This window comes from Burkholderia sp. BCC0419, from assembly GCF_902830285.1.
Taxonomy (GTDB): Bacteria; Pseudomonadota; Gammaproteobacteria; order Burkholderiales; family Burkholderiaceae; genus Burkholderia.
Genome location: NZ_CADESR010000014.1, coordinates 131,540 through 154,025, shown reverse-complemented (window position 1 = coordinate 154,025; position 22,486 = coordinate 131,540). Strand labels below are relative to the sequence as shown.

At 67.6% G+C, this 22,486-nt stretch carries 21 protein-coding genes; 13 read left to right on the top strand and 8 right to left on the bottom strand.

Annotation, left to right across the window (positions count from 1 at the left end; all coding sequences use genetic code 11):
* The first annotated feature begins 265 nt into the window (after positions 1 to 265).
* Positions 266 to 1,534, top strand: a complete 1,269-nt coding sequence (locus tag HWW87_RS35320; RefSeq protein WP_175824146.1) for a lipoprotein-releasing ABC transporter permease subunit — start codon at positions 266 to 268, stop codon at positions 1,532 to 1,534.
* A 17-nt stretch (positions 1,535 to 1,551) separates the two neighbouring features.
* On the opposite strand, the gene HWW87_RS35315 is transcribed toward HWW87_RS35320, so the two are convergent.
* The gene (locus HWW87_RS35315) at positions 1,552 to 2,364 is read right to left on the bottom strand and encodes a hypothetical protein (protein WP_175824145.1); all 813 of its coding nucleotides are present in this window, start codon (positions 2,362 to 2,364) and stop codon (positions 1,552 to 1,554) included.
* A gap of 552 nt (positions 2,365 to 2,916) precedes the next feature.
* On the opposite strand from HWW87_RS35315, the gene HWW87_RS35310 reads away from it, so the two are divergent.
* Both HWW87_RS35310 and HWW87_RS35305 read left to right on the top strand, forming a co-directional pair.
* On the top strand, positions 2,917 to 4,887 hold the full coding sequence (locus HWW87_RS35310) for a Xaa-Pro dipeptidyl-peptidase (protein WP_175824144.1): 1,971 nt from the start codon (positions 2,917 to 2,919) through the stop codon (positions 4,885 to 4,887).
* A gap of 133 nt (positions 4,888 to 5,020) precedes the next feature.
* Positions 5,021 to 5,389 carry an NUDIX hydrolase gene (locus HWW87_RS35305; protein ID WP_175824143.1) on the top strand — a complete coding sequence of 123 codons (369 nt, stop codon included), beginning with the start codon at positions 5,021 to 5,023 and terminating at the stop codon, positions 5,387 to 5,389.
* Between the two features lie 21 nt (positions 5,390 to 5,410).
* Here the strand turns inward: HWW87_RS35305 and HWW87_RS35300 are convergent, their stop codons facing one another.
* Positions 5,411 to 6,340 (bottom strand): 2-hydroxyacid dehydrogenase, encoded by a 930-nt coding sequence (locus HWW87_RS35300; protein ID WP_175824142.1) that lies wholly within the window; start codon positions 6,338 to 6,340, stop codon positions 5,411 to 5,413.
* 166 nt (positions 6,341 to 6,506) lie between these two features.
* Here HWW87_RS35300 and HWW87_RS35295 point away from each other — a divergent pair, with 166 nt between their 5' ends.
* From HWW87_RS35295 to HWW87_RS35265, 7 genes are all read left to right on the top strand, one after another.
* Positions 6,507 to 7,430 (top strand): ABC transporter substrate-binding protein, encoded by a 924-nt coding sequence (locus tag HWW87_RS35295; RefSeq protein ID WP_174385388.1) that lies wholly within the window; start codon positions 6,507 to 6,509, stop codon positions 7,428 to 7,430.
* Positions 7,427 to 8,605 (top strand): ABC transporter permease, encoded by a 1,179-nt coding sequence (locus HWW87_RS35290; RefSeq protein WP_175824141.1) that lies wholly within the window; start codon positions 7,427 to 7,429, stop codon positions 8,603 to 8,605. Before HWW87_RS35295 ends, HWW87_RS35290 begins: the two co-directional genes overlap by 4 nt.
* Entirely contained in the window at positions 8,602 to 9,555 is a 954-nt protein-coding gene (locus HWW87_RS35285) for an ABC transporter ATP-binding protein (protein WP_175824140.1), read from the top strand. The genes HWW87_RS35290 and HWW87_RS35285 overlap by 4 nt, the downstream gene beginning before the upstream one ends.
* On the top strand, positions 9,552 to 10,319 hold the full coding sequence (locus HWW87_RS35280; RefSeq protein ID WP_175824139.1) for an ABC transporter permease: 768 nt from the start codon (positions 9,552 to 9,554) through the stop codon (positions 10,317 to 10,319). Before HWW87_RS35285 ends, HWW87_RS35280 begins: the two co-directional genes overlap by 4 nt.
* A gap of 32 nt (positions 10,320 to 10,351) precedes the next feature.
* The gene (gene arr, locus HWW87_RS35275) at positions 10,352 to 10,747 is read left to right on the top strand and encodes an NAD(+)--rifampin ADP-ribosyltransferase (RefSeq protein ID WP_175824138.1); all 396 of its coding nucleotides are present in this window, start codon (positions 10,352 to 10,354) and stop codon (positions 10,745 to 10,747) included.
* Positions 10,748 to 10,910: 163 nt separating this feature from the next.
* A complete protein-coding gene (locus HWW87_RS35270; protein ID WP_175824137.1) occupies positions 10,911 to 11,597 on the top strand; it encodes a lytic transglycosylase domain-containing protein in 687 nt (228 codons plus the stop codon).
* A gap of 129 nt (positions 11,598 to 11,726) precedes the next feature.
* Entirely contained in the window at positions 11,727 to 12,017 is a 291-nt protein-coding gene (locus HWW87_RS35265) for a lysozyme inhibitor LprI family protein (protein WP_244107403.1), read from the top strand.
* A 198-nt stretch (positions 12,018 to 12,215) separates the two neighbouring features.
* On the opposite strand, the gene HWW87_RS35260 is transcribed toward HWW87_RS35265, so the two are convergent.
* Genes HWW87_RS35260 through HWW87_RS35235 form a run of 6 tightly spaced genes read right to left on the bottom strand, consistent with a single transcriptional unit; the run spans position 12,216 to position 19,263 of the window.
* On the bottom strand, positions 12,216 to 12,656 hold the full coding sequence (locus tag HWW87_RS35260) for a dihydroneopterin aldolase (protein ID WP_023476367.1): 441 nt from the start codon (positions 12,654 to 12,656) through the stop codon (positions 12,216 to 12,218).
* Positions 12,653 to 13,285 carry a sarcosine oxidase subunit gamma gene (locus HWW87_RS35255; protein WP_175824135.1) on the bottom strand — a complete coding sequence of 211 codons (633 nt, stop codon included), beginning with the start codon at positions 13,283 to 13,285 and terminating at the stop codon, positions 12,653 to 12,655. Before HWW87_RS35255 ends, HWW87_RS35260 begins: the two co-directional genes overlap by 4 nt.
* Entirely contained in the window at positions 13,275 to 16,286 is a 3,012-nt protein-coding gene (locus HWW87_RS35250; RefSeq protein ID WP_175824134.1) for a sarcosine oxidase subunit alpha family protein, read from the bottom strand. Before HWW87_RS35250 ends, HWW87_RS35255 begins: the two co-directional genes overlap by 11 nt.
* The gene (locus HWW87_RS35245; RefSeq protein WP_006757386.1) at positions 16,283 to 16,597 is read right to left on the bottom strand and encodes a sarcosine oxidase subunit delta; all 315 of its coding nucleotides are present in this window, start codon (positions 16,595 to 16,597) and stop codon (positions 16,283 to 16,285) included. The genes HWW87_RS35250 and HWW87_RS35245 overlap by 4 nt, the downstream gene beginning before the upstream one ends.
* A 21-nt stretch (positions 16,598 to 16,618) precedes the next feature.
* Positions 16,619 to 17,863, bottom strand: coding sequence for a sarcosine oxidase subunit beta family protein (locus HWW87_RS35240; protein WP_006480591.1), 1,245 nt, complete (start codon positions 17,861 to 17,863; stop codon positions 16,619 to 16,621).
* Between the two features lie 14 nt (positions 17,864 to 17,877).
* Positions 17,878 to 19,263 (bottom strand): L-serine ammonia-lyase, encoded by a 1,386-nt coding sequence (locus HWW87_RS35235; protein ID WP_175824154.1) that lies wholly within the window; start codon positions 19,261 to 19,263, stop codon positions 17,878 to 17,880.
* Between the two features lie 286 nt (positions 19,264 to 19,549).
* Between HWW87_RS35235 and HWW87_RS35230 the strand changes: the two genes are divergently transcribed.
* The 3 genes from HWW87_RS35230 to ltnD all read left to right on the top strand — a co-directional run bounded on the left by HWW87_RS35230 (position 19,550) and on the right by ltnD (position 22,471).
* Positions 19,550 to 20,623 (top strand): GlxA family transcriptional regulator, encoded by a 1,074-nt coding sequence (locus HWW87_RS35230; RefSeq protein ID WP_175824133.1) that lies wholly within the window; start codon positions 19,550 to 19,552, stop codon positions 20,621 to 20,623.
* Positions 20,624 to 20,814: 191 nt separating this feature from the next.
* A complete protein-coding gene (locus HWW87_RS35225) occupies positions 20,815 to 21,519 on the top strand; it encodes an FCD domain-containing protein (protein ID WP_048989515.1) in 705 nt (234 codons plus the stop codon).
* 61 nt (positions 21,520 to 21,580) lie between these two features.
* Entirely contained in the window at positions 21,581 to 22,471 is an 891-nt protein-coding gene (ltnD, locus tag HWW87_RS35220; RefSeq protein WP_069231585.1) for an L-threonate dehydrogenase, read from the top strand.
* Positions 22,472 to 22,486 lie beyond the last annotated feature (15 nt).

Below are 22,486 nucleotides of genomic sequence, written 5' to 3'. Positions count from 1 at the left end.
CCCAAGCGGCAACCTTCCCCGAATCGTTATGGGTCTGTGACGGCGCGGCCCGGTTGCGCCGTGAATACTTGGTATGTTCGACCGGATGCTGGGCGCCATTATCGACCAGACCCGAAACGATGGAAATATCGGCGTGCCGGCGCCAACGCCAGCCGACGACCGGCCGGTCGGGCGGATTTCCGCGAGTTTCGGGGCTGCGGCGCGACCTCTGCACACGGCCGCGCCGCGTTCGCTAGAATGCGCGGCTCGGCAGGATTGAATCGAAATGAAAGGAACCCGCTTGAAACTCCCGTTCGAATGGCAGATCGGGCTGCGCTACGCGCGCGGCGGCCGGCGCTCGGCCGGCGACGGCTTCGTGTCGTTCATCGCCGGCGCCGCGATGGCCGGCATCGCGCTCGGCGTGGCCGCGCTGATCGTCGTGCTGTCGGTGATGAACGGCTTTCGCACCGAGGTGCGCGACCGGATGCTGTCGGTGCTCGCGCACGTGGAAATCTTCTCGCCGTCCGGCGCGATGCCCGACTGGCGGCTGACCGCGCGCGAATCGTTACAGAATGCTGCGGTGCGTGCCGTCGCGCCCTATGTCGACGCGCAGGCGCTGCTGACGAACGCGGGCAACGTGACGGGCGTCGCGCTGCGCGGCATCGATCCGGTGCTCGAGCCACGCGTGTCCGAGATCGCGCGCAAGCTGAAGACCGGCCGCCTCGACGCGCTCGTGCCGGGCGAGATGGGCATCGTGCTCGGCGCGGCGCTCGCCGACGCGCTGCACGTGAAGATCGGCGACCGCGTCACATTCTTCGCGCCCGGCAACACCGAGCGGCTGGGCGACGCGCTGCCGCGGTTCCGCCAGTTCAACGTGGTCGGCACGTTCGAGTCGGGCCACTACCAGTACGACAGCGCGCTCGCGTACATCCATATCCGCGACGCGCAGCAACTGTCCAACGTGCCCGCGCCGACCGGCATCCGGCTGCGCCTCGACGATCTGCAGCGCGCGCCGGAGATCGCGCTCGCGCTGTCGCGCACGCTGTCGGGCAACCTGTACATCCGCGACTGGACGCGGCAGAACCGCACGTGGTTCGAAGCCGAGCGGCTGCAGAAACGGATGCTGTCGCTGATCCTGATGCTGATCGTCGCGGTCGCCGCGTTCAACCTCGTGTCGTCGCTCGTGATGACGGTCACGCAGAAGCAGGGCGACATCGCGATCCTGCGCACGCTCGGCGCGCCGCCCCGCTCGATCATGAAGGTCTTCGCGATCCAGGGGATGACGATCGGCCTCGCCGGCACGCTGGCGGGCGTCGCGCTCGGCTGCGCGATCGCGGTGAGCATTCCGGTGGTGCTGCCGGCGATCGAGCAGGTGCTCGGCATCCGCTTCCTGACGCCGTCCGTGTATTTCCTCAGCGCGCTGCCGTCGAAGCTCTCGGCGATCGACGTGATCGAGATCGCGTCGGCCGCGTTCCTGATGTCGTGCGTCGCGACGCTGTACCCGAGCTGGCGCGCCGCGCGGGTGCGGCCGGCCGAGGCGCTGCGCGACGAGTAGCCGCGATCGGCGCGGTGTTACGCGATCTCGTGAAAGCCGATGCTGGTGCCGCCATCCTGGGCATAGCCGGCGAGCACGTCGAAGCCGACGTTGACGAGTTCCATGCGCATGCCGTAGGACTTCTCGCCGGATGAGTCGACGAAGATCGCCGCGCCCGACGATAGCTGGCGCGCAGTGTTCAGCAGCGCAAGCGTGCCGCGCGCGCTGCCGGCCGACGGCTCGATCTTCAGCGCCGTGCCGTCCTGCGTCGTGAAGTGCCCGCCGGGCGGCACGGGCAGCGGGTTGTCCGCGACCGACCGGTCGAGCAGGCTCATGAAGTGAAAGCGCGCATCGGCGCCCTGGCCGGCTGCCGCGCGGTCGCTATCCGTGAACGTGTCGCCGCGCACGGCCGCACCTTGCGCGGCGATATCGACGGCCTGCTCGTGAAAAGCGCGCGTCGCGAGCACGAGGCCGGCGTTCGCGTTCAGCGTCGACTCGATCCATGCGCGATCGCTGTCCGTCAGCGTCTTCGACACGACCTTGATCCGGCCGTCGTCGGTCATGAAGTCGAATCGCGCATCGGCCAGATCCGGGCGCTTCGCCACGATGTCCTGCAGGCTCGTCGCGAGCGCGTCGGTGACGCCGCGCAGCTTCATCGACAGGTCGCCCACCATCGACAACTGTTTCGTCATCGCCGCCTGCAGCGCTTGCGGATCGATTGCCCGGACGCTGATCGGCTTGTCTTGCGGCGCGCCGGACGCGGTCGTGTCCGTCGTCTTGCGCCCGTCGAGCGCCGCCTGCGCCATTTGCGCGAGCGAAAGGCCGCCCGCCGCCGTGACCGGTATCGTCATTGCCCTCGTTCTCTCTCGTTTTCAGCCTGTTTTTCCCTGTTTACGGACGGATTGTCGGGAAGTTAAGCGCACATGTGCATCCATATCGAAACTTTGTTTGATTCAAGCTAAAAAAGTTTGACACGAACATTTCACTGCGATAACTTTTGCGCAAGCTTCCGGAAAGCAATCCGGCCAGCGTGCCGACTCGCGTCGCGCTTTCCTGCCGTTGCAGCACCGCCGTTCGCAACACTCCCGCCTCATCGCATCGTGCCGTTCCGTTTCATCCGAAACCTGAAGGAAGCCAGGGCATGCCCGCATTTGATTCGCACTCCTGCATTCGTAGCAAACCGCCGCACTGACGATTTCCGTTCGGGGCGATGCGTTCGCCTCGACGCCGGCCGGATGCGCGCCGCCTGACGCGCGCCGGCACCGGGCGAGATCGTCATCCGTCTCGCCCGCCGTTTTTGATGGTGCAGTTCCGCTTCATCCGACGCAGCACCCGGCCAGGCCGCAGGGGGCGTATCGCGAGCCGGCCGGTTCCAGACAAACACAAGAGACGAGGTCGATTCAATGAACATTCATCGAACCGGAGTGCGGCGCGCATGGCTGCCCGCGCTCGTGGCGGCCGCAACGCTCGCCGCGTGCGGCGGCGACGACGGCGGCAGCGTGGCGGGCGTGTCAGCGCTCGCACAGGGCCAACAGGAGGGGGCCGCCGCCGCGGCCGATACCTCCAATACGCAATCGCTCGCGTCGCACTTTTCGCCGTCCGGCGTGCCGTACGCGAATCCGGCGAGCAGCGGACGCTACAAGCCGGTGATCAGCAACGGCCAGGTGCAGCCGTCACTGTCGGGCGGCACGATCGAGGAGAACGCGTGGGTCGACACGCCGGTCGATTCCGACGGCGACGGCACGCGCGACCGCATCCACGTGCGCATCGTGCGGCCGTCCGAAACCGCGAACGGCGCGCGCACGCCCGTCATCGTGCTCGCGAGCCCGTATTACGCAGGGCTCGCCGACAGCCCCGACCACGACGTCGACGTCGAACTCGACGGCACGCCGCATCCGGCCGCGGCGGCCGGCGCTGCGGCATCGGCGTCCACCCGCATCCTGGCCGCCGCACCGCAGTCGCGGATGCTGCAGCAGGTCGAGGCGGCCGCCGCCGGCCGCTCGTGGATCGAAGGCTACTTCGTGCCGCGCGGCTTCACGATCGTCTATGCGGATTCGCTCGGCACCGCCGGCTCGGACGGCTGCCCGACGATCCTGACGCGCGACGAATCGGTCGCGATGGCGTCGGTGATCCGCTGGCTCGGCCGCGATGCGACCGCGAAGGACGCGAACGGCAAGACGGTCGTCGCGAACTGGTCGACCGGCCACGTCGGCATGTACGGCGTGTCGTACGACGGCACGCTGCCGAAGATGGTCGCGAGCCTGCGCACGCGCGGGCTCGACGCGATCGTGCCGATCGCCGGGCTGTCGAACATGTACGGCTACTACCGCTCGGGCGGCCTCGTGCGCGCGCCGGAAGGCTATCGGGGCGAGGATGTCGACGTGTACATCAAGGCGCTGCTGACCAACGCGCATCCGGAGCGCTGCACGCACCTGATCGACGAAGCGCTGCAGCAGGAAGACCGCAAGACCGGCGACTATTCGCCGTTCTGGGCCGCACGCGACATTCCGACCGGGTTCGCGGTCGCGCCGGCGCTCGTCGCGCAGGGGCTCACCGACGACAACGTGCGCGTCGACCAGTCGACGTCGTGGTATCTGGCGATGCGACGCCAGGGCGTGCCGACCCAGCTGTGGCTGCATCGCCTGAAGCACACCGATCCGACCCGCGTGCCGGCGATGGCCGATGCATGGACCGCGGAGGTGAACCGGTGGTTCACGCGCTACCTGATCGGCTATCAAAACGACGTCGAACGCGATCCGCGCGCGGTGATCGCACAGGCGGACGGCACGCTGCTGAAGGAAGCCGACTGGGCCGCGCGGCACACCACGCCGGTCACGTACTTCGCGGGCGGCGACGGCGCGAGTACCGGTACGCTACTGCGGCTGCCGAGCGGCGGCCCGCTCGCTCGCTTCACCGACGATGCGCGCATTCCCGCGCTCACGCTGGCGAACACGCCGACCGGCGAAAACCGCAGCCGCTTCGAGACGGCCCCGCTCACGGCCGCGGCACGCCTCTCCGGCACCGCGACCGCACGCGTCAGGCTGACCTTCACGGGCGTCGCGAACGTGACGGCACTGCTGGTCGACCGCGCGCCGGACGGCACGGCGACGATCGTCACGCGCGCGTGGACCGACCCGCGCAACCGGCTGTCCGAATGGGTGTCGCAGCCCGTGCTGCCCGGCATGCCGTACGACCTGAAGCTGACGTTCATGCCGCGCGACTACAAACTGGAAGCCGGCCACCGGCTGGGGCTCGTCGTCCTCTCCAGCGACTATGAAGCGACGTTGCAGCCGACGCCCGGCGCCGGGCTGACGCTCGATCCGGCCGGCACGTCGGTGACGGTGCCGCTCGCGTCGCCGTCGACGGGCGCGTAGTCGTGCGCCGGCTGCCGGCGTAACGACACCGCCTCCCCCGCCTGCATGCGCGTCGATGCGGGCGGGGGAATCGCTGCACGAAGGGAACACCTGCGATAGGCTGCGGAAATCGACTGCCTGCGGTGAAGCCCACATGATTCCCATCAGCGCCAAAGCCATCGTCCGCGACGGACGCTCGGTCCTGTTCCTGCGCAATCCCCGCGACGAGTGGGAGCTGCCGGGCGGCTGGCCCGAAGCCGGCGAATCGCTCGAAGCCACCGTCACACGCGAAGTGCAGGAAGAATGCGGAATCGTCGCATCCGCGATTCGCTACGTAGGCAGCCGTTCGTGCGAGGTCGTGCCGGGCAAGCGCGTACTGATCGTGTGCTTCCAGTGCGAGGTCGATCGTCGCGAAATCGTGCTGAGCGACGAGCACGACCAGTTCGGCTGGATCGATCTCGATGCCGGCAAGCCGGCGAACCTGCCGGATTTCTACTGGGCATTCTGCAAGCAGGCGGACTGATTCGACGCCGCCGCCCGGCGCTCACACCGGCGTCAACACCGGCTGCCCCGCGAAATGCCGCGCCGCGTTGTCGAGAAACTGGCGCACCGAACGATCGAGCGCCTCGGGCGACCAGCCGCCCATGTGCGGTGTCAGCACGACGCTGTCGAGATCCGTCAGCGCACGCGGCGGCTCCGGTTCGCCTTCGTACACGTCGAGCCCCGCGCCCGCGATGCGCCGTTCGCGCAGCGCGTCTGCCAAAGCAGCGGTATCGACAACGCTGCCGCGCGACACGTTGACGAGAAAGCCGCCGGGGCCAAGTGCGTCGAGCACGGTGCGATCGATCAGGTGCCGCGTACCCGCGCCGCCCGGCGTCGCGACGATCAGGAAATCGGCCCACTGCGCGAGCGCATCGACCCGGTCGAAATAGCGGTACGGCACCGGCTTCTCCGAGCGGTTGTGGTAACCGATCTCGATGTCGAAGCCGGCCGCGCGGCGCGCGCACTTCTCGCCGATCTTGCCGAGCCCGACGATGCCGAGCTTCTTGCCCGACACGTTCGGCGGCATCGGCAGCCCTTCGCGCCACACGCCCGCGCGGGTTTTCGCATCGAGCTGCACGACGTTGCGCACCGCCGCGAGCAGCAGCGCGAACGCGTGATCGGCGACGCAATCGTCGTTGGTGCCGGCGCCCGTGACCACGGTGATGCCGCGCGCCTTCGCGTGCGCGACATCGATGTGCTCGTAGCCTGCACCGAGCGCGCTGACGAACGTGATCTGCGGCAGCCGGTCGATCTCGGCGGCGGTCAGCCCCGTGCTGCCGTTGGTCAGCACCGCGCGAATCGTGCTGCCGTGTTCGGCGATCGCGCGTTCGCGCGCGTCGGGCGTCGGGGCATAACGCACGTCGAACGACGCGGCGATTTCGCGATGCGCGTCGCCGCGCAGTGCGATGAGGACCAGCAGCTCGGGCTTCATGTCAGCAAATGTCCGCAGGCGGGAACGAATTTCAGTGTAACAAGCCCGCATGACGGATGCGGGTTATCCCCACACCGGCTGTGGACACGCCGCCGCACGCGGTTTGCCAAAGCCGGCTCAGTCAAGTAACTTTCGGCGTACGCCCCCGTCCTGGAGATTGGCCCCGATGAAGCTCGCCCTGCCCGCCCGGATCCTGGGCCTCGCGTTCGCCGCCGCCATCGCGGCGCCCGGCGCGCACGCCGACACGCCCGTCGTGGTGTCGTCGAAGATCGACACCGAAGGCAACCTGCTCGGCAACCTCATTTCACAGGTGCTGAAAGCCCACGGCATTCCCGTCACCGAGAAGATCGCGCTCGGCACGACGCCGATCGTGCGCAAGGCGCTCACGAGCGGCGAGATCGACATCTACCCCGAATACACGGGCAACGCCGCGTTCTTCTTCAACAAGGCCGACGACCCGGTGTGGAAGAACGCGAGCCAAGGCTACGACACCGCGAAGAAACTCGACTACGCGGCGAACCATCTCGTATGGCTTGCTCCGGCGCCCGCGAACAACACGTGGGGCGTCGCGCTGCTCGCGCCCGTCGCGCAGTCGCAGCACCTGAAGACCTTCTCCGACTTCGGCAAGTGGGTCGCCGGCGGCGGCAAGGTGAAGCTCGCGGCCTCGGCCGAATTCGTGAACAGCGCGTCCGCGCTGCCGTCGTTCGAGAAAGCGTACGGCTTCAAGCTGAAGCCCGAGCAGCTCGTCGTGCTGTCCGGCGGCGACACGGCCGCGACGATCAAGGCCGCCGCGAACCAGACCGACGGCGTGAACGCCGCGATGGTCTACGGCACCGACGGCGGCATCGCATCGAGCGGCCTCGCGGTGCTCGACGACGACAAGCACGTGCAGCCCGTCTACGCGCCGGCGCCGGTGATCCGCGAAGCGGTGCTGAAAGCGCATCCGCAAATCGCCGACTTGCTGAAGCCCGTGTTCGCGAGCCTCGACCTGAAGACGCTGCAATCGCTGAACGCCCGCATCCAGCTCAACGGCGAGCCGGCTACCGGCGTCGCGAAAAGCTACCTGAAAGCGAAGGGTTTCGTGAAATGACGGAGCGCGCGGCAGCGTCCGCGCGGCGCGTCACGCTCGACAAGGTCGGCATCCTGATCGGCGGACTGACGATCGTCGCCGTGTTCGGCCTGTCGTTCGCGGTGCTGCGGCCGAACCGGATCGCGGCCGGCACCGGGCTGTCGGTGTTCGCCGCGCTGCCGGCGATGCAGGGCGCCGCGCTCGCCGCGCTATGGACCGCCGGCGCGCTGTGGGCGATGACGGCGAGCCGTCCCGCGTGGCGGCTCGCGGCCGGCTGCGCGGGGCTCGCAACGCTCGCGTATGCAGTCGGCGCGGCCGCGGCGCACGTCGTCGCGCCCGACGACATGCTGGCCCGCGTGTCGCCCGACGCCGGCGTCTGGCTGCTGCTGTTCGCGTGGGCGGTGCTCATCGCCGACGCGCTCGCGCGCCTCGCGTTCGGCCCGTGGCGGCGCCTCGCCGCACTCGCCGTCGCGATCGCAGCGGTTTCGGTGCCGCTCGCGAGCGGCTGGTGGGACGGCCTCTCCGTGATGCGCGAATACGCGGTGCGCAGCGACGATTTCTGGCGCGAAGCGATCCGTCACGTGTCGCTCGCGGGCGGCTCGGTCGCCGCCGCGCTCGTCGCGGGCGTGCCGCTCGGCATCGCATGCGCGCGCATCGCGACGGTGCGCACCGTCGCGATGCCCGTGCTCAATATCGTGCAGACGATCCCCAGCATCGCGATGTACGGGCTGATGATGGCGCCGCTCGGCCTGCTCGCCGCGCACGTGCCGCTCGCGGCCGCGCTCGGCATCCGCGGCATCGGCGTCGCGCCGGCCGTGCTCGCGCTGTTCCTGTATTCGCTGCTGCCGATCGCATCGAGCGTCGTGGTCGGGCTCGGCCAGGTGCCGCCGCACGTGACCGAAGCGGCGCGCGCGATGGGCATGACGCGCGCGCAGCGGCTGCTGCGCGTCGATCTCGTGCTCGCGCTGCCGGTGATCCTGAGCGGCGTGCGCATCGTGCTCGTGCAGAACATCGGCCTGACCGCGGTGGCCGCGCTGATCGGCGGCGGCGGGTTCGGCACCTTCATCTTCCAGGGGATCGGGCAATCGGCCGCCGATCTCGTGCTGCTCGGCGCGATCCCGACGATCGCGCTCGCACTGGCGGCCGCCGTCGTGTTCGAAGCCGCGACGTCGCTCGCGAAAGGGCGTGCAGGATGATCGAGATCGAACGAGTCGGCAAACGCTTCGGCGACGTGGTCGCCGTCGACGACGTATCGCTGACGATGCAGCGCGGCACGATCACCGCGCTCGTCGGCGCATCGGGCAGCGGCAAGTCGACGCTCTTGCGCATGATCAACCGCCTGATCGCGCCGACCAGCGGCACGATCCGCATCGACGGCGTCGATACGGCGACCGTCGCGCCCGAACAGCTGCGGCGCGGCATCGGCTATGCGATCCAGGGGCACGGGCTGTTTCCGCACTGGAGCGTCGCGCGCAACATCGCGACCGTGCCGCGCCTGCTCGGCTGGCCGGCCGCCCGCATCGACGCGCGCGTGAACGAACTGCTCGACCTGTTCCATCTCGCGCCGGCCGAATTCGCAGGCAAGCTGCCGCACGAACTGTCGGGTGGCCAGCAGCAGCGCGTCGGCGTGGCGCGCGCCCTGGCGGCCGAGCCCGCGATGCTGCTGATGGACGAACCGTTCGGCGCGCTCGATCCGATCATCCGCAACAAGGCGCAGGACGACCTGTTCGCGCTGCAGCGCCGCCTCGGCATCACGGTCGTGATCGTCACGCACGATATCGAGGAAGCGCTGAAGCTCGGCGACACGATCGCGGTGATGGACGGCGGCCGATTGCTGCAGGTCGCGTCGCCTGCCGAAATTCTTGGCAGACCGGCAGCCGGTGTGGTCGAACAGCTCGTCGCGGGCGTCGACCGGCCGCTGCGCCTGCTCGCGCTCACGCCGATCGACGCCGTGGCCGAAGCCGGCCACGCCGACGGCGAACCGATCGCGGCAACACGCACGCTGCGCGATGCGGTGTCCGAATTGTTGTGGCGCGGTGTCGATGCGCTGCCCGTGCACGATACGGCCGACGGCAACCGCAACGCACACCGCCCTCGCCGCATCACGCTCGACGCGATCCGCTCGCACGCGAGGAAGCCCGCATGACGACGCTCGGCAGCGTGCGGCCCAAGCGGTCTTCGCTTCCCGCTTACATCGCCCGCGCGGCCGCGCTCGCGCTGCTGCTCGTGCTGCTGTTGCGCCCTGCCTGGCTGCAGGGTCTGTTCGCGCCGTTCGCGGACAATGGCGCGCCGGTGATCTACGATCGCGCGAGCCTGCTCGATCTCACGCTCGCGCATCTCGGCACGGTCGCGCTGTCGAGCCTGATCGGCACGATCGTCGCGGTCGCGGCCGGCATCGCGGTCACGCGGCCGTTCGGCGCGGATTTCCTGCCGGTCGCGCGCAGCGTCGTCGATATCGGCCAGACCTTCCCGCCGGTCGCCGTGCTCGCGCTTGCCGTGCCGGCAGTCGGCTTCGGCTTGAAACCCGTGCTGATCGCGCTCGTGCTGTACGGGCTCCTGCCGATTTTCGAAAGCACGATCGCGGGGCTCGAGGACGTACCGCGCGACGTCGTCGACGCCGCGCGCGGGATGGGGATGAGCGGCTGGCAGCAGTTGGTGTCCGTCGAGTTGCCGCTCGCGTTCCCGGTGATCGTCAACGGCATCCGCCTCGCGGTCGTGATCAATCTCGGCACCGCGACGATCGGCTCGACGGTCGCCGCGCGCGGGCTCGGCGACGTGATCATCGCGGGCCTGCAGACGTCGAACACCGCGTTCGTGCTGCAGGGCGGCGTGATCGTCGGCTTGCTCGCGGTGCTCGTCAGCGATGCGATCGGCGCGATTGCGCGGGCGGCGAGCGCGCGGCGCGCCTAGAAGCCGTCGTGAAATCTTTCGAAGGAGCAACCATGTCTGTCCTGGATACCGGCCCGTTCTTTCATGGCACGAAAGCGAATTTGCGGATCGGCGACTTGCTGACAGCGGGCTTCAGATCGAATTATCGGAACGACGTCGTGATGAATCACATTTACTTCACGGCCCTGCCCAAAGGCGCCGGCCTGGCTGCGGAAATGGCCAAAGGCGACGGCCGGCCGCGGGTCTATATCGTCGAGCCCACCGGGGAATTCGAAAACGACCCGAACGTCACGGACAAGAAATTCCCGGGCAATCCGACGCGATCGTATCGAAGCACGCTGCCTGTGAAGATCGTTGGCGAACTCGATAGCTGGGAACCCTACGATCCGGAGTTCATCGAGCAACTCAGAAGCCGCATCGAAACCGGCATGGGCGAGATCATCAACTAGCGTTCATCCGGACTCCGATGCGTGTCCGTGCAACGATCTGTCCTCGGTCCTCGGTCATCGCGAATGTGACAAGCCTACACATCGCTTTCATTCGAGCCAGCACTCGACCGCCTGCCGCGATTGGTCGATATACTATGCGCCTCCCATTTCCCCGCACTCGACCATGCGACGATGGTTCTTCTGGCTGATCGTGCTTTCGCTCGGCATCGCGCAACAGGCATCGGCGCAGCAGGCGTCCGCATTGCCTGCCTCTGCGCCCGACGTGCTCGCATCCGCACCGGCCGTGGCCTCCGCGCCGCTCGCGGACGCCAACGATCAGCCAAACGAAGCAAACCGCCGCATCACGTCCTACCTGACGAAGAAATTCGGCGTTGCAAGAGAAAGGGCCGCGAAGCTGGCGGATATCGTGAGCGTAACTGCGACGAAATATTCGCTGCCGCCAGCACTCGTTTACGCGATCATTTCGATCGAATCGCGCTTCCAGGAAAAGGCGCGCGGCCAGCACGGCGCAACCGGGCTGATGCAGGTCGTGCCCGCCGCGCACCGCGGCATGCTGCGCAACGTGAAGGACCTGACCGAGCCGAATGCGAACGTCGAAGCCGGCTCGCGCATTCTGTCGGGCTACGTGAAAGCGGCCGGCGGCAACGTGCAGGCCGGGCTGAAGAGCTACAGCGGCGGATCCAGTGCATATGCGGCGAAAGTGATGCAGCGGGTCGATTCGTTCCGGTTCGTGCTCGAACCCGATGACGATGCAAAAAGCGCGAATACCGCGAGCGACGGGAAGGCGCACATGATGCCGGTCAGCGATCCGTCGACCGCGGCGCCCACCGCGATCCGCAACGCGAAGTAAGCAATGGGCACTCGCGTTCGCACGGCTCCAGCCCGACGCTGCGCGGCTCGGCTGTTCGCCATTGTCGCGCTGTCGGCCGGCCCTGTATCGGCTTTCGCTGTCGTCGACTGCGAACAGGCAGGGCCGACGATGGACGCCGTGCGACGCTGCGTGCTCGATCAGCAGCTGCAGCAAGTCGACAACGCGTACCGGTCGCTTGCGCGCAAACTGCACCAACGCAACCCCGACGCTGCAGCCCAACTCGCGAAATCGCAGACGAGTTGGGCCGGCTTTGCCGGCGATACTTGTGACTACGTGAAGACCGCCAATCCGCAGCAGACGATTCCGAGTGACGCCTGGCTGAGCTGTTGGGTGGATTTCAGTCAGGCACGCGTGCGCATCCTGAAGAAGTGGGAAGCGCAACTGACGCAGCCGAACTGACCGCCGGCCGTGCCATATCGCTCGTCGGCCAGATCGCCAATTGTTCCGATATTTCAGGAACAAAAAGACCAAAGGCTGGCGGCGAGCCATTATTCTCATATTTCAGGAACTATAAACGAGTACGGCGGCGCATTCGCGCCGCCGCCCCATGGAGTCACCGGATCACCTCCCTCGTGCCTTGATCCAGCCCCCCTTTGATCAAAGCTGCCCCGCCGCCCCCGTCCACCGCAGGTAATCCCCACGCGTCCAGTCGAGCGACACGCCGACGCGTTTCGTCCCCGGCCGGATCTTCGGCTTGTACATCGACAGCGTCAGCGATTCCAGCGCCGGCCATTCGCGGAACGACAGCACCGCGAGATCGGCGACGAGCGTCTCGAGCAGCCGCGTATGCGGCTTGTGCGACAGGAACGACGCAACACGCGCGCAATAACCGTCGTAGTCGATCCACTCGCCCTGCTCGCTCGGCTCGCAGCGATACCCGAGCCGCGCGTCGATCACGACCGGCTGCGGCGCTTCATGCTCGTGCGCATGAATACCGATTCGCGCGGGCACCTTCAGTTCGTCGACGAACACGCTCCAGCCGCGCCCGCGCAGGCGCGGCGCGTCGATCGCCACGAACGGTTCGTCGAACGGCTTCATGATGCGAGCGGCGCCGCGGCGTCGAGCATGATGCGCACGAAATAGTCGGCGAAGCTGCGACGCAGGACGATCTCGAACGACTCGTCGCCGGTCGGGATCAGCGTGATCGGCGACTTGAAGTAGTGCGACTGCGCGCACTGGCCCGGCTTGAACACGCGCGGATGCAGATCGAGCGGGCAGCCGCGCGCGATCACGTCGCGCACGCGTTCGCCGTTGATCTCGACCACCGTGTAGCCACTGCCGACGTCGACGGCCGCCGCGTACAAGCCCTGCACGGCCTCCGCCAGCTTCGCTTCGAGCACGCCGGCCTGAACCGGCCCGTTCGAGCGCACGAGCCATTCGTCGGGGCCGAGCCACAGCACGTCGTACTCGGCGCCGCGCGCAACCGTGTTCGGCTCCGCGGGCGGCCGGCAGCCGACCACGCGCTCGAACGCGGCGACGAAGGCCGGATCGCTCAACTCGCCGCGCACGTTGACGAGATCGAGGAACGGCCGCTCGCGCAGCGTGAACTTCTTCGATGCGCGCGCCTGGTGCGACTTCAGCACGTCGGCCGCGCCGACGAACGGCGATTCAAGCGTCACGCCGCCCGCACCCGCCACCTGCGTCTGGTTTCTCGTTTCATTCCACATGCTGACGCACCCCTTCTGTATCGTAGAAAACCGGGCTCGAGATCTTCGCGGTGATGCGCTTGCCGTTGGCCAGCGGAATCACGACGCTCTCGCCCATCTTGTTCAGGCCGCCCTTCACCACCGCGAGCGCGATCGAGCGCTTCAGGATCGGGCTGTAGTAGCTCGACGTCACGTGGCCGATCATCGGCGTCGGATCGACCGCCGACACCTGCGTGTCCTTCGCGATGATCTGCGCGCCTTCCGGCAGCACGAACTGTTCGTCTTCGGTCAGCAGGCCGACGAACTGCTTGCGGCCTTCCTTCGCGGTATCCGAGCGCGTCAGCGAGCGCTTGCCGAGGAAGTCCTTCGACTTCGCGACGACACCGCCCATCCCGAGATCGAACGGCGTGATCGAGCCGTCGGTATCCTGGCCGACGATGATGTAGCCCTTCTCCGCACGCAGCACGTGCATCGTTTCCGTGCCGTACGGCGTGATGTCGAACTCGGCACCGGCCGCCATCAGCGCTTCCCACACCGCGCGGCCCGCATTCGCCGGCACGTTCACTTCGTAGGCCAGCTCGCCCGAGAAGCTGATCCGCATCACGCGCGCCTTCGCACCGGCGACGGTGCCGTTGCGGTAGCTCATGAACGGGAACGCTTCATTGCCGAAGTCGATGTCCTGGCACACCTTCTGCACGACCTTGCGGCTCTTCGGGCCGACCACCGCGAACGTCGCCCAGTGATCGGTGACGGACGCGAGCCGCACCTTCATGTCGGGCCATTCGGTCTGCAGCCAGCGCTCGAGCCACGTCAGCACGCGCGCCGCGCCGCCGGTGGTGGTGGTCATCATGAAATGCTGGTCGGCGAGGCGCACGGTCACGCCGTCGTCGAACACCATGCCGTTTTCGTCGAGCATCAGCCCGTAGCGGCACTTGCCGATTTCGAGCTTGTTCCACGGGTTCGTGTACATCCAGTTCAGCAGCTTCACCGCGTCCGGGCCCTGGATGTCGATCTTGCCGAGCGTCGACGCGTCGAGGATGCCGACGCTGTTGCGCACCGCGAGGCATTCGCGCTTCACGGCCGCATGGAGATCCTCGCCGTTCTTCGGGAAATACCACGGCCGCTTCCAGTTGCCGACGTCCTCGAACATCGCGCCGTGCTCGACGTGCCATTCGTGCACGGCCGTCTTGCGGATCGGGTCGAGGAAGTCGCCCGTCTCGCGGCCCGCGAACGTACCGAACGACACGGGCGTGTAGTTCGGGCGGAACGTCGTCGTGCCCGTTTCCGGAATCGTCTTGCCGAGCGCGCCCGCGAGGATCGCCATCCCGTTGATGTTGCCGAGCTTGCCCTGGTCGGTGCCGAAGCCCATCGCCGTGTAGCGCTTCACGTGCTCGACCGACTCGAAGCCTTCGCGCGCGGCGAGCAGGATGTCGGCCGCCGCGACGTCGTTCTGGAAGTCGACGAACTGCTTCGGCCCGCGTGCCGCGGCCTCACGGCTGCCGACGAGCCACAACGGTTGCAGTGCGCCTTCGACGGTTTCGGCGACCTGCGGTGCGGCCGGACGCTGCGCGGCCGTGAAGCCCGCCGCCTTCGCCGCTTCCACGCCCGCATCGACCGCGAGCCGCAGCGCACGGGCCAGCCCGAATTCGCCGGCCGCCGCGCCGATGCTCGCTTCCGCCTGCACGGGCTTGCCCGGCAGGAAGCACGCCTTCTCGTCGTTCCAGCACGCCTTGCCGCCCGATTGCGCGAACAGGTGCAGCACCGGGCTGAAGCCGCCCGACATCGCGACGAGGTCGCACGGCAGCGTCTGCAGCTTGCCGCCGGTCTGGCCGTTCGAGTAGGACGCGACGTCGACCGACGATACGCGCCACTTGCCCGAAGCAGCCGTGACGACCGCACCGCTCATCACCGTCACGCCCTGCCGCTTGGCCGCCGCCGGCAACGCGCCGTTCGACGACGCGCGCGAATCGACGACCGTCACCTTCGCGCCGCACGCCTTCAGGTCGAGCGCGGTCTGGTATGCGCGGTCGTTGTTCGTGAACACGACCACGTTGCGGCCCGGCAGCACGCCGAAGCGATGCACGTAGGTGGACACCGCGCCCGCCAGCATCACGCCCGGCAGGTCGTTGTTGCCGAATACGATCGGTCGCTCGTGCGCGCCGGTCGCGAGGATCACGCGCTTCGCGCGGACCTTCCACAGCAGCTCGCGCGTACCCTTGCGCATCGACACCGGCAGGTGATCGGTCAGGCGCTGCGTGACCGTCACGAGGTTGTGGTCCTGATAGCCGAACGCGGTGCTGCGCGACAGGATCGTCACGTCGGGCAGCTTGCGCAGCTCGGCCTCGATCTTCTCGACCCATTGCAGCGCGGGTTTCGCGTCGATCTCCGCGCGGCACGACAGCAGGCTGCCGCCGAGTTCGCGCTGGTCGTCGACCAGGATCACGCGCGCGCCGGCCGTGGCGGCCGCATGCGCGGCGGCGAGGCCCGACGGGCCACCGCCGACCACGAGCACGTCGCAGTGCGCGTAGCACTTGTCATAGCGATCGGCGTCGAGCACCTCGGGCGCCTTGCCGAGGCCGGCCGCTTCGCGGATCTTCTCTTCGTACTTCGGCCACATGTTGCGCGGCCACATGAAGGTCTTGTAGTAGAACCCGGCCGGCATGAAGCGCGAGAACTTCTGGTTGATCGCGTACTTGTCGTTCTCGAGCGTCGGCTCGGCGTTCACGCTCGTCGCGACGAGCCCCTGGTACAACTCGATCTCGGTCGCGCGCGCGTTCGGCACCGTGTACGGGCCGGTCTCGAGTTGCACGACGGCGTTCGGTTCCGCGACGTCCGCCGTCACGATCCCGCGCGGACGGTGGTACTTGAAACTGCGCGCGACGAAATGCACGCCGTTCGCGAGCAGCGCGGACGCGAGCGTGTCGCCCTGGAAGCCCTGATACGTGCGGCCGTTGAACGTGAACGTCAACGGAATCGCGCGATTGATCCGGCCACCGGTGCCGAGGCGGTCTTTCTGGCTCATTTGCTCGTGCCCTCTTCGTGTGCGTTGCCGGCAGCCGCGCCATTGATGGCAGCCCCGCCGAACTTTTCGTAGCCCTTGATATCGTAGGTCACCGTGTCACGCGTGACCTTGAACCAGCGGCGGCAACCCTGCGTGTGCAGCCATTGCTCCTTGTGCAGCCCGCGCTTGTTCTCGCGCATGAACACGTATTCACCCCATTCGCGGTCGGTCATGGTCTCGTTCGCCACCGGGCGCACGATGTCGGCTTCGCCGCCGCACGTGAACTCGGATTCGGCGCGCGGCCCGCACCACGGACATTCGATCAGCAACATGTTTCTTTCTCCTCAGTGCGGTTAGTGCGCGACGGCGGCTGCGCCGTGCTCGTCGATCAGGTGGCCCGTGTAGAAGCGGTCGAGTGCGAACGGCGCGTTCAGCGGATGCGGTTCGTCGCGGGCGATCGTGTGCGCGAACACCCAGCCCGAGCCGGGCGTCGCCTTGAAGCCGCCGGTACCCCAGCCGCAGTTGAAATAGAGGCCCTTCACGTCGGTCTTGGTGATGATCGGGCACGCGTCCGGCGACACGTCGACGATGCCGCCCCACTGGCGGTTCATCCGCACGCGCGAGAACACCGGGAACATCTCGACGATCGCCTGCAGCGTGCTTTCGATGATGTGGAAGCTGCCGCGCTGGCCGAAGCCCGTGTACTGGTCGATACCCGCGCCGATCACGAGGTCACCCTTGTCGGACTGGCTGATGTACGCGTGCACCGCGTTGGACATGATCACCGAGTTCACCACCGGCTTGATCGGCTCGGACACCAGCGCCTGCAGCGGATGGCTTTCGATCGGCAGACGCACGCCGGCCATGTCGGCGAGCGTAGTCGTGTTGCCGGCGGCGACCACCGCGACCTTCTTCGCCTTGATGAAACCCTTCACCGTGTCGACGCCGACCACCGCGCCGCCTTCGCGGCGAATGCCCGTCACCTGGCAGTTCTGGATGATGTCGACGCCGGCGCGATCGGCGCCGCGCGCGAAGCCCCAGGCCACCGCATCGTGACGTGCGACGCCCGCACGGCGCTGGATCGATGCGCCGAGCACCGGGTAGCGGCTGTTCAGGTTGATCGTCGGCTCGATTTCCTTGATCTGCGCGGGCGTCAGGAATTCGGCGTCGACGCCGTTCAGCCGGTTCGCGTTCACGCGGCGCTCGGTGTCGCGCACGTCCTGCAGCGTGTGCGCAAGGTTCATCACGCCGCGCTGGCTGAACATCACGTTGTAGTTCAGATCCTGCGACAACCCTTCCCACAGCTTCATCGCCTTCTCGTACAGCGCGGCCGATTCGTCCCACAGGTAGTTCGAGCGCACGATCGTCGTGTTGCGCGCGGTGTTGCCGCCGCCGATCCAGCCCTTCTCGAGGATCGCGACGTTCGTGATCCCGTGCTCCTTCGCGAGGTAGTACGCGGTCGCGAGGCCGTGGCCGCCGCCGCCGACGATCACGACGTCGTATTCCTTCTTCGGCTCCGGGCTCTTCCACTGCTTTTCCCAGTTCTCGTGATACGAGAGGCCGTTGCGGAACAGGCTGAATATCGAGTAGCGGCTCATGTTTGGATCCTTCGTTAGCATTCGATGACGTTCACGGCGAGACCGCCGCGCGACGTTTCCTTGTATTTCGTCTTCATGTCGGCGCCGGTTTCGCGCATCGTCTTGATCACGGAATCGAGCGATACGTAGTGCTGGCCATTGCCCTTGAGCGCCATGCGCGACGCGTTCAGCGCCTTGATCGCGCCCATCGCGTTGCGCTCGATGCACGGGATCTGCACGAGCCCGCCGACGGGATCGCAGGTCATCCCGAGGTTGTGCTCCATGCCGATCTCGGCCGCGTTCTCGACCTGGTCGGGCGTGCCGCCCATCACCGCGGCGAGCGCGGCGGCGGCCATCGAGCACGCGACGCCCACTTCGCCCTGGCAGCCGACTTCCGCGCCGGAGATCGACGCGGTTTCCTTGTAGATGATCCCGATCGCCGCGGCCGTCAGCAGGAATTCGACGATGCCGGCTTCGTTCGAGCCCGGCACGAACTTCACGTAGTAGTGCAGCACCGCGGGAATCACGCCGGCCGCGCCGTTGGTCGGCGCGGTGACCACCCGGCCGCCCGCCGCGTTCTCTTCGTTCACGGCCATCGCATACAGGTTGACCCAGTCGAGCATCGACAGCGGGTCGCGCAGCGACTCTTCCGAACGCGCGCGCAGGCTGCTGTTCATCTCGGCCGCGCGGCGCTTCACGCGCATCGGGCCCGGCAGGTCGCCCTCGACCTTGCAGCCGCGCTCGACGCACGCGGCCATCGTGCGCCAGATCGCCATCAGCCCGGCGCGCACTTCGTCGGCGGGACGCAGCGCGGATTCGTTGCGCAGCATCAGCTCGGCGATCGACAAACCGTGTTCGCGGCACTGGCGCATCAGGTCATCGCCGGTGCGGAACGGATAGGGCACTTCGACCGCCGCACGCACGCCGTTCACGCGATCGCCGTCGCGGTTCACGACGAAGCCGCCGCCGACCGAGTAATACTCTTTCTCGACGAGCAGCTGGCCGTGCTCGTCGAACGCCTGGAAGCGCATCCCGTTCGGGTGCACGATGCTCGTGCCGCTCATCAGCTTGCGATAGAAGCCGATGTTTTCCTTCTCGTCGAAGCGGATCGACTGCTTGCCGAGCAGCGACAGCGACTTCTCCGCGCGGATCGCGGCAAGCCGCGGCTCGATCAGGTCCGGATCGATCGTGTCGGGCAGGTGGCCCTCGAGGCCGAGCAGCACGGCCTTGTCGGTGCCGTGGCCCTTGCCGGTCGCGCCGAGCGAGCCGTACAGCTCGACCCGCACGCGGCGCACGAAGCCGAGCAGGTTCGCGTCCTCCACGTGCGACGCGAAGCGGCACGCGGCGATCATCGGGCCGACCGTATGCGAACTGGACGGGCCGATACCGATCTTGAACAGGTCGAACGCGCTGACGTTCATCTGGCTTCCTTTGGGTTGCATGCGTGAAATGTCGTTGGGCACCAGTACATCAAAGCGTAAAATCGGCCGATAGAACAAAAACGGCATCGGCGTGGGATAGCGCCGCCAAGCGCGGCGCCGGCGGGCCCGAAAGTGCGTTTTGGCGATGATTCGCGACGAAAAACCACAAGTCCGGCCGCGGCCGATCGGCGACGCTGGCTGCATCCGCGCCGCCTCCGGCAGCCGTAACCCGCAAACCGAGTGAAACGAGTGAGACCGCCTGCCCGGCGTGACGAGATTGGCCGCGATGACCCCCGACGTACCCGCTTCCCCCCTCGCAGAACCCGCGCCGCGGCGCATCCGCTTCGGCATCGTGCTGCTGCCGAACTTCACGCTGACGGCCTTCTCGGGCTTCGTCGACATGCTGCGGCTGTCGGCCGACGACGGCGACTACAGCAAGCCCGTGCGCTGCGCGTGGAGCGTGATCGGCGAGACGCTCGCGCCGGTGCGCGCGAGTTGCGGGATCCAGATCACGCCATGGGAAACGTTCGACGCGGCCGAGCCGTTCGACTATGTGGTGGTGGTCGGCGGGCTGCTGCATTCGGGGCCGCAAGCCGGCCCTGAAACGCTCGAGGTCATCCGCCGCGCGGCGGCGGGCGGCGCGACGGTCGTCGGCATCTGCACCGGCGTGTTCACGCTGATGCGCGCCGGCGTGCTCGACGGCTACCGCACCTGCGTGAGCTGGTTCCATTACTGGGATTTCATCGAGCGCTTTCCGTCCGCCGATCCCGACCTGCTGATCGCCGACCGCCTGTTCGTGATCGACCGGCGCCGGATCACGTGTTCGGGCGGCCGCGCGTCGATCGACGTGGCCGCCGCGATCCTGCTGCGCCATTTCGATCACGCGACCGTGCAGAAGGCGCTGCGCATCCTGCTCGTCGGCGAGATGCAGAAAGGCAACGCGCCGCAGCCGCATCCGCCGGGGCTCGAGCCGGCGACGCATCCGAAGGTCAAGCGCGCGATTCTTCTGATGGAACAGCACGTAGGGCGTGCGCTGCCGCTCGAGGAACTGGCGTGCAAGCTCGACCTGTCGACGCGGCAGCTCGAACGGCTGTTCAAGGCCGAGACCGGCAAGAGCCCGCAGGCATTCGCGAAACAGGTGCGGCTGCGCACCGCCGCCTGGCTGCTGACGAGCTCGGACCGCACGGTCGCCGATATCGCATCGAGCTGCGGATTCGCCGATGCGTCGCACCTCGGGCGCGAATTCCGCAAGCAGTTCGGCGTGCCGCCGGCGACCTATCGCGAGCGCGGCGGCGACGTGGCCGAAGTCGAGGCGACGCCCGATGCGTCGGCCGACGCCATCGAAGACATCGCCGACTGACGGCACCGGGGCGCCCCGCTCCTTCCCTGACCGATTGCAAAACCGCACACGTTCGCATCGATTTCGACGCTGTTGGAACCGGTTCCAGTTAAATTAGCCGACGTTGCCCGCCGTAAAACGAGGGTTATCCCGGATGCTGATGCACGTTCAAATTTGTATGATGACCACATCACCTTACAAACCTGAGCATCATGTTCGAGAAAATTCCGGCCCGCGCGATGAGCGACCATGTCGCGCAGCAACTGCTCAAGCAGATCGAAGTGGGCAGTTTCTCGGCCACCGGCAAACTGCCGACCGAGGCCGTGCTCGCGCAGGAATTCGGCGTGAGCCGCACCGTGATCCGCGAGGCGATCTCGCGGCTGAAGAACGAAGGCGTGGTCGAGCCGCGCCAGGGCAGCGGCGTGTTCGTGAACCAGCACGGCGCGATCCGGCCGCTGCGGATCGACTACGCGGAAGCCGTCGAGGCGAGCTCGCTGCCGCACCTGCTCGCGGTGCGCCGCGCGATCGAGGCGGAAGTCGCGGCCGAAGCCGCGCTGCACCACACCGCCGACGACATGGCCGACATCGACGACGCGCTGCGCAAGATCGACGAAGCGGTGGCCGAAGGGCGCGACGGCGTCGCGGAAGACGTCGCGTTCCACCGCACGATCGCGGCCGTCACCGGCAACCCGTATTTCCTGAAGACGCTGCAGTTCCTGAACCAGTACCTCGAAGCCGGCGTGAAGGTCACGCGCAGCAACGAAGCGACGCGCGAGGATTTCTCGCGGCAGGTGCGCGAGGAGCACGCGGCGATCGCCGACGCGATTCGCGCACGCGACCCGATGGCCGCCCGCAACGCGGCGCGCACGCACATGTACAACGCCGCCCGCCGTCTCGCGGAAGCCGGCATCTGCTGAAGCCGGCGGCGCCCGCCGCCGCCGTTGTCCAGAACCTCTCCTGAATCGATCAAGGTTGACCATGTCACGAAATGTTGGAGTCATCGGCCTCGGCGCGATGGGCCTCGGCGTCGCACGCTCGCTGCTGCGCGCCGGCCTGCGCGTCCACGCATGCGACGTGCGCGACACCGTGCTGCAGGCGTTCGCCGCCGAAGGCGGCATCGCGTGCGCGACGCCGGCCGAACTCGGTGCACAGTGCGACGTCGTCGTCACGCTCGTCGTCAATGCCGCGCAAACGGAAACGGTGCTGTTCGGCGAACACGGTGCGGTCGCGGCGATGCAGCCGGGCGGCGTCGTGATCGCGAGCGCGACCGTCGCGCCCGAATTCGCGGTCGCACTCGGCGCGCGCATCGAAGCGGCCGGCCTGCAGATGCTCGACGCGCCCGTGTCGGGCGGCGCCGCGCGCGCGGCCTCCGGCGAGATGACGATGATGACGTCGGGCCCGGCCGCCGCGTACGCGGGCTGCGAGGACGTGCTCGCCGCGATCGCCGGCAAGGTCTATCGCCTCGGCGACGCGCACGGCATCGGCTCGAAAGTGAAGATCATCAACCAGCTGCTGGCCGGCGTGCATATCGCGGCGGCCGCCGAGGCAATGGCGCTGGGCCTGCGCGAAGGCGTCGATGCCGACGCGCTGTACGACGTGATCACGCACAGCGCCGGCAATTCGTGGATGTTCGAGAACCGCGTGCCGCACATCCTGAACGGCGACTACACGCCGCTGTCGGCCGTCGACATTTTCGTGAAGGATCTCGGCCTCGTGCTCGATACCGCGCGCCGCAGCAAATTCCCGCTGCCGCTGTCGGCCACCGCGCACCAGATGTTCATGAGCGCGTCGAGCGCCGGCCACGGCGGCGAGGACGATTCCGCCGTGATCAAGACTTTCCCCGGCATCACGCTGCCGCCCGCCCGCTGATTCGAACGACGCTTC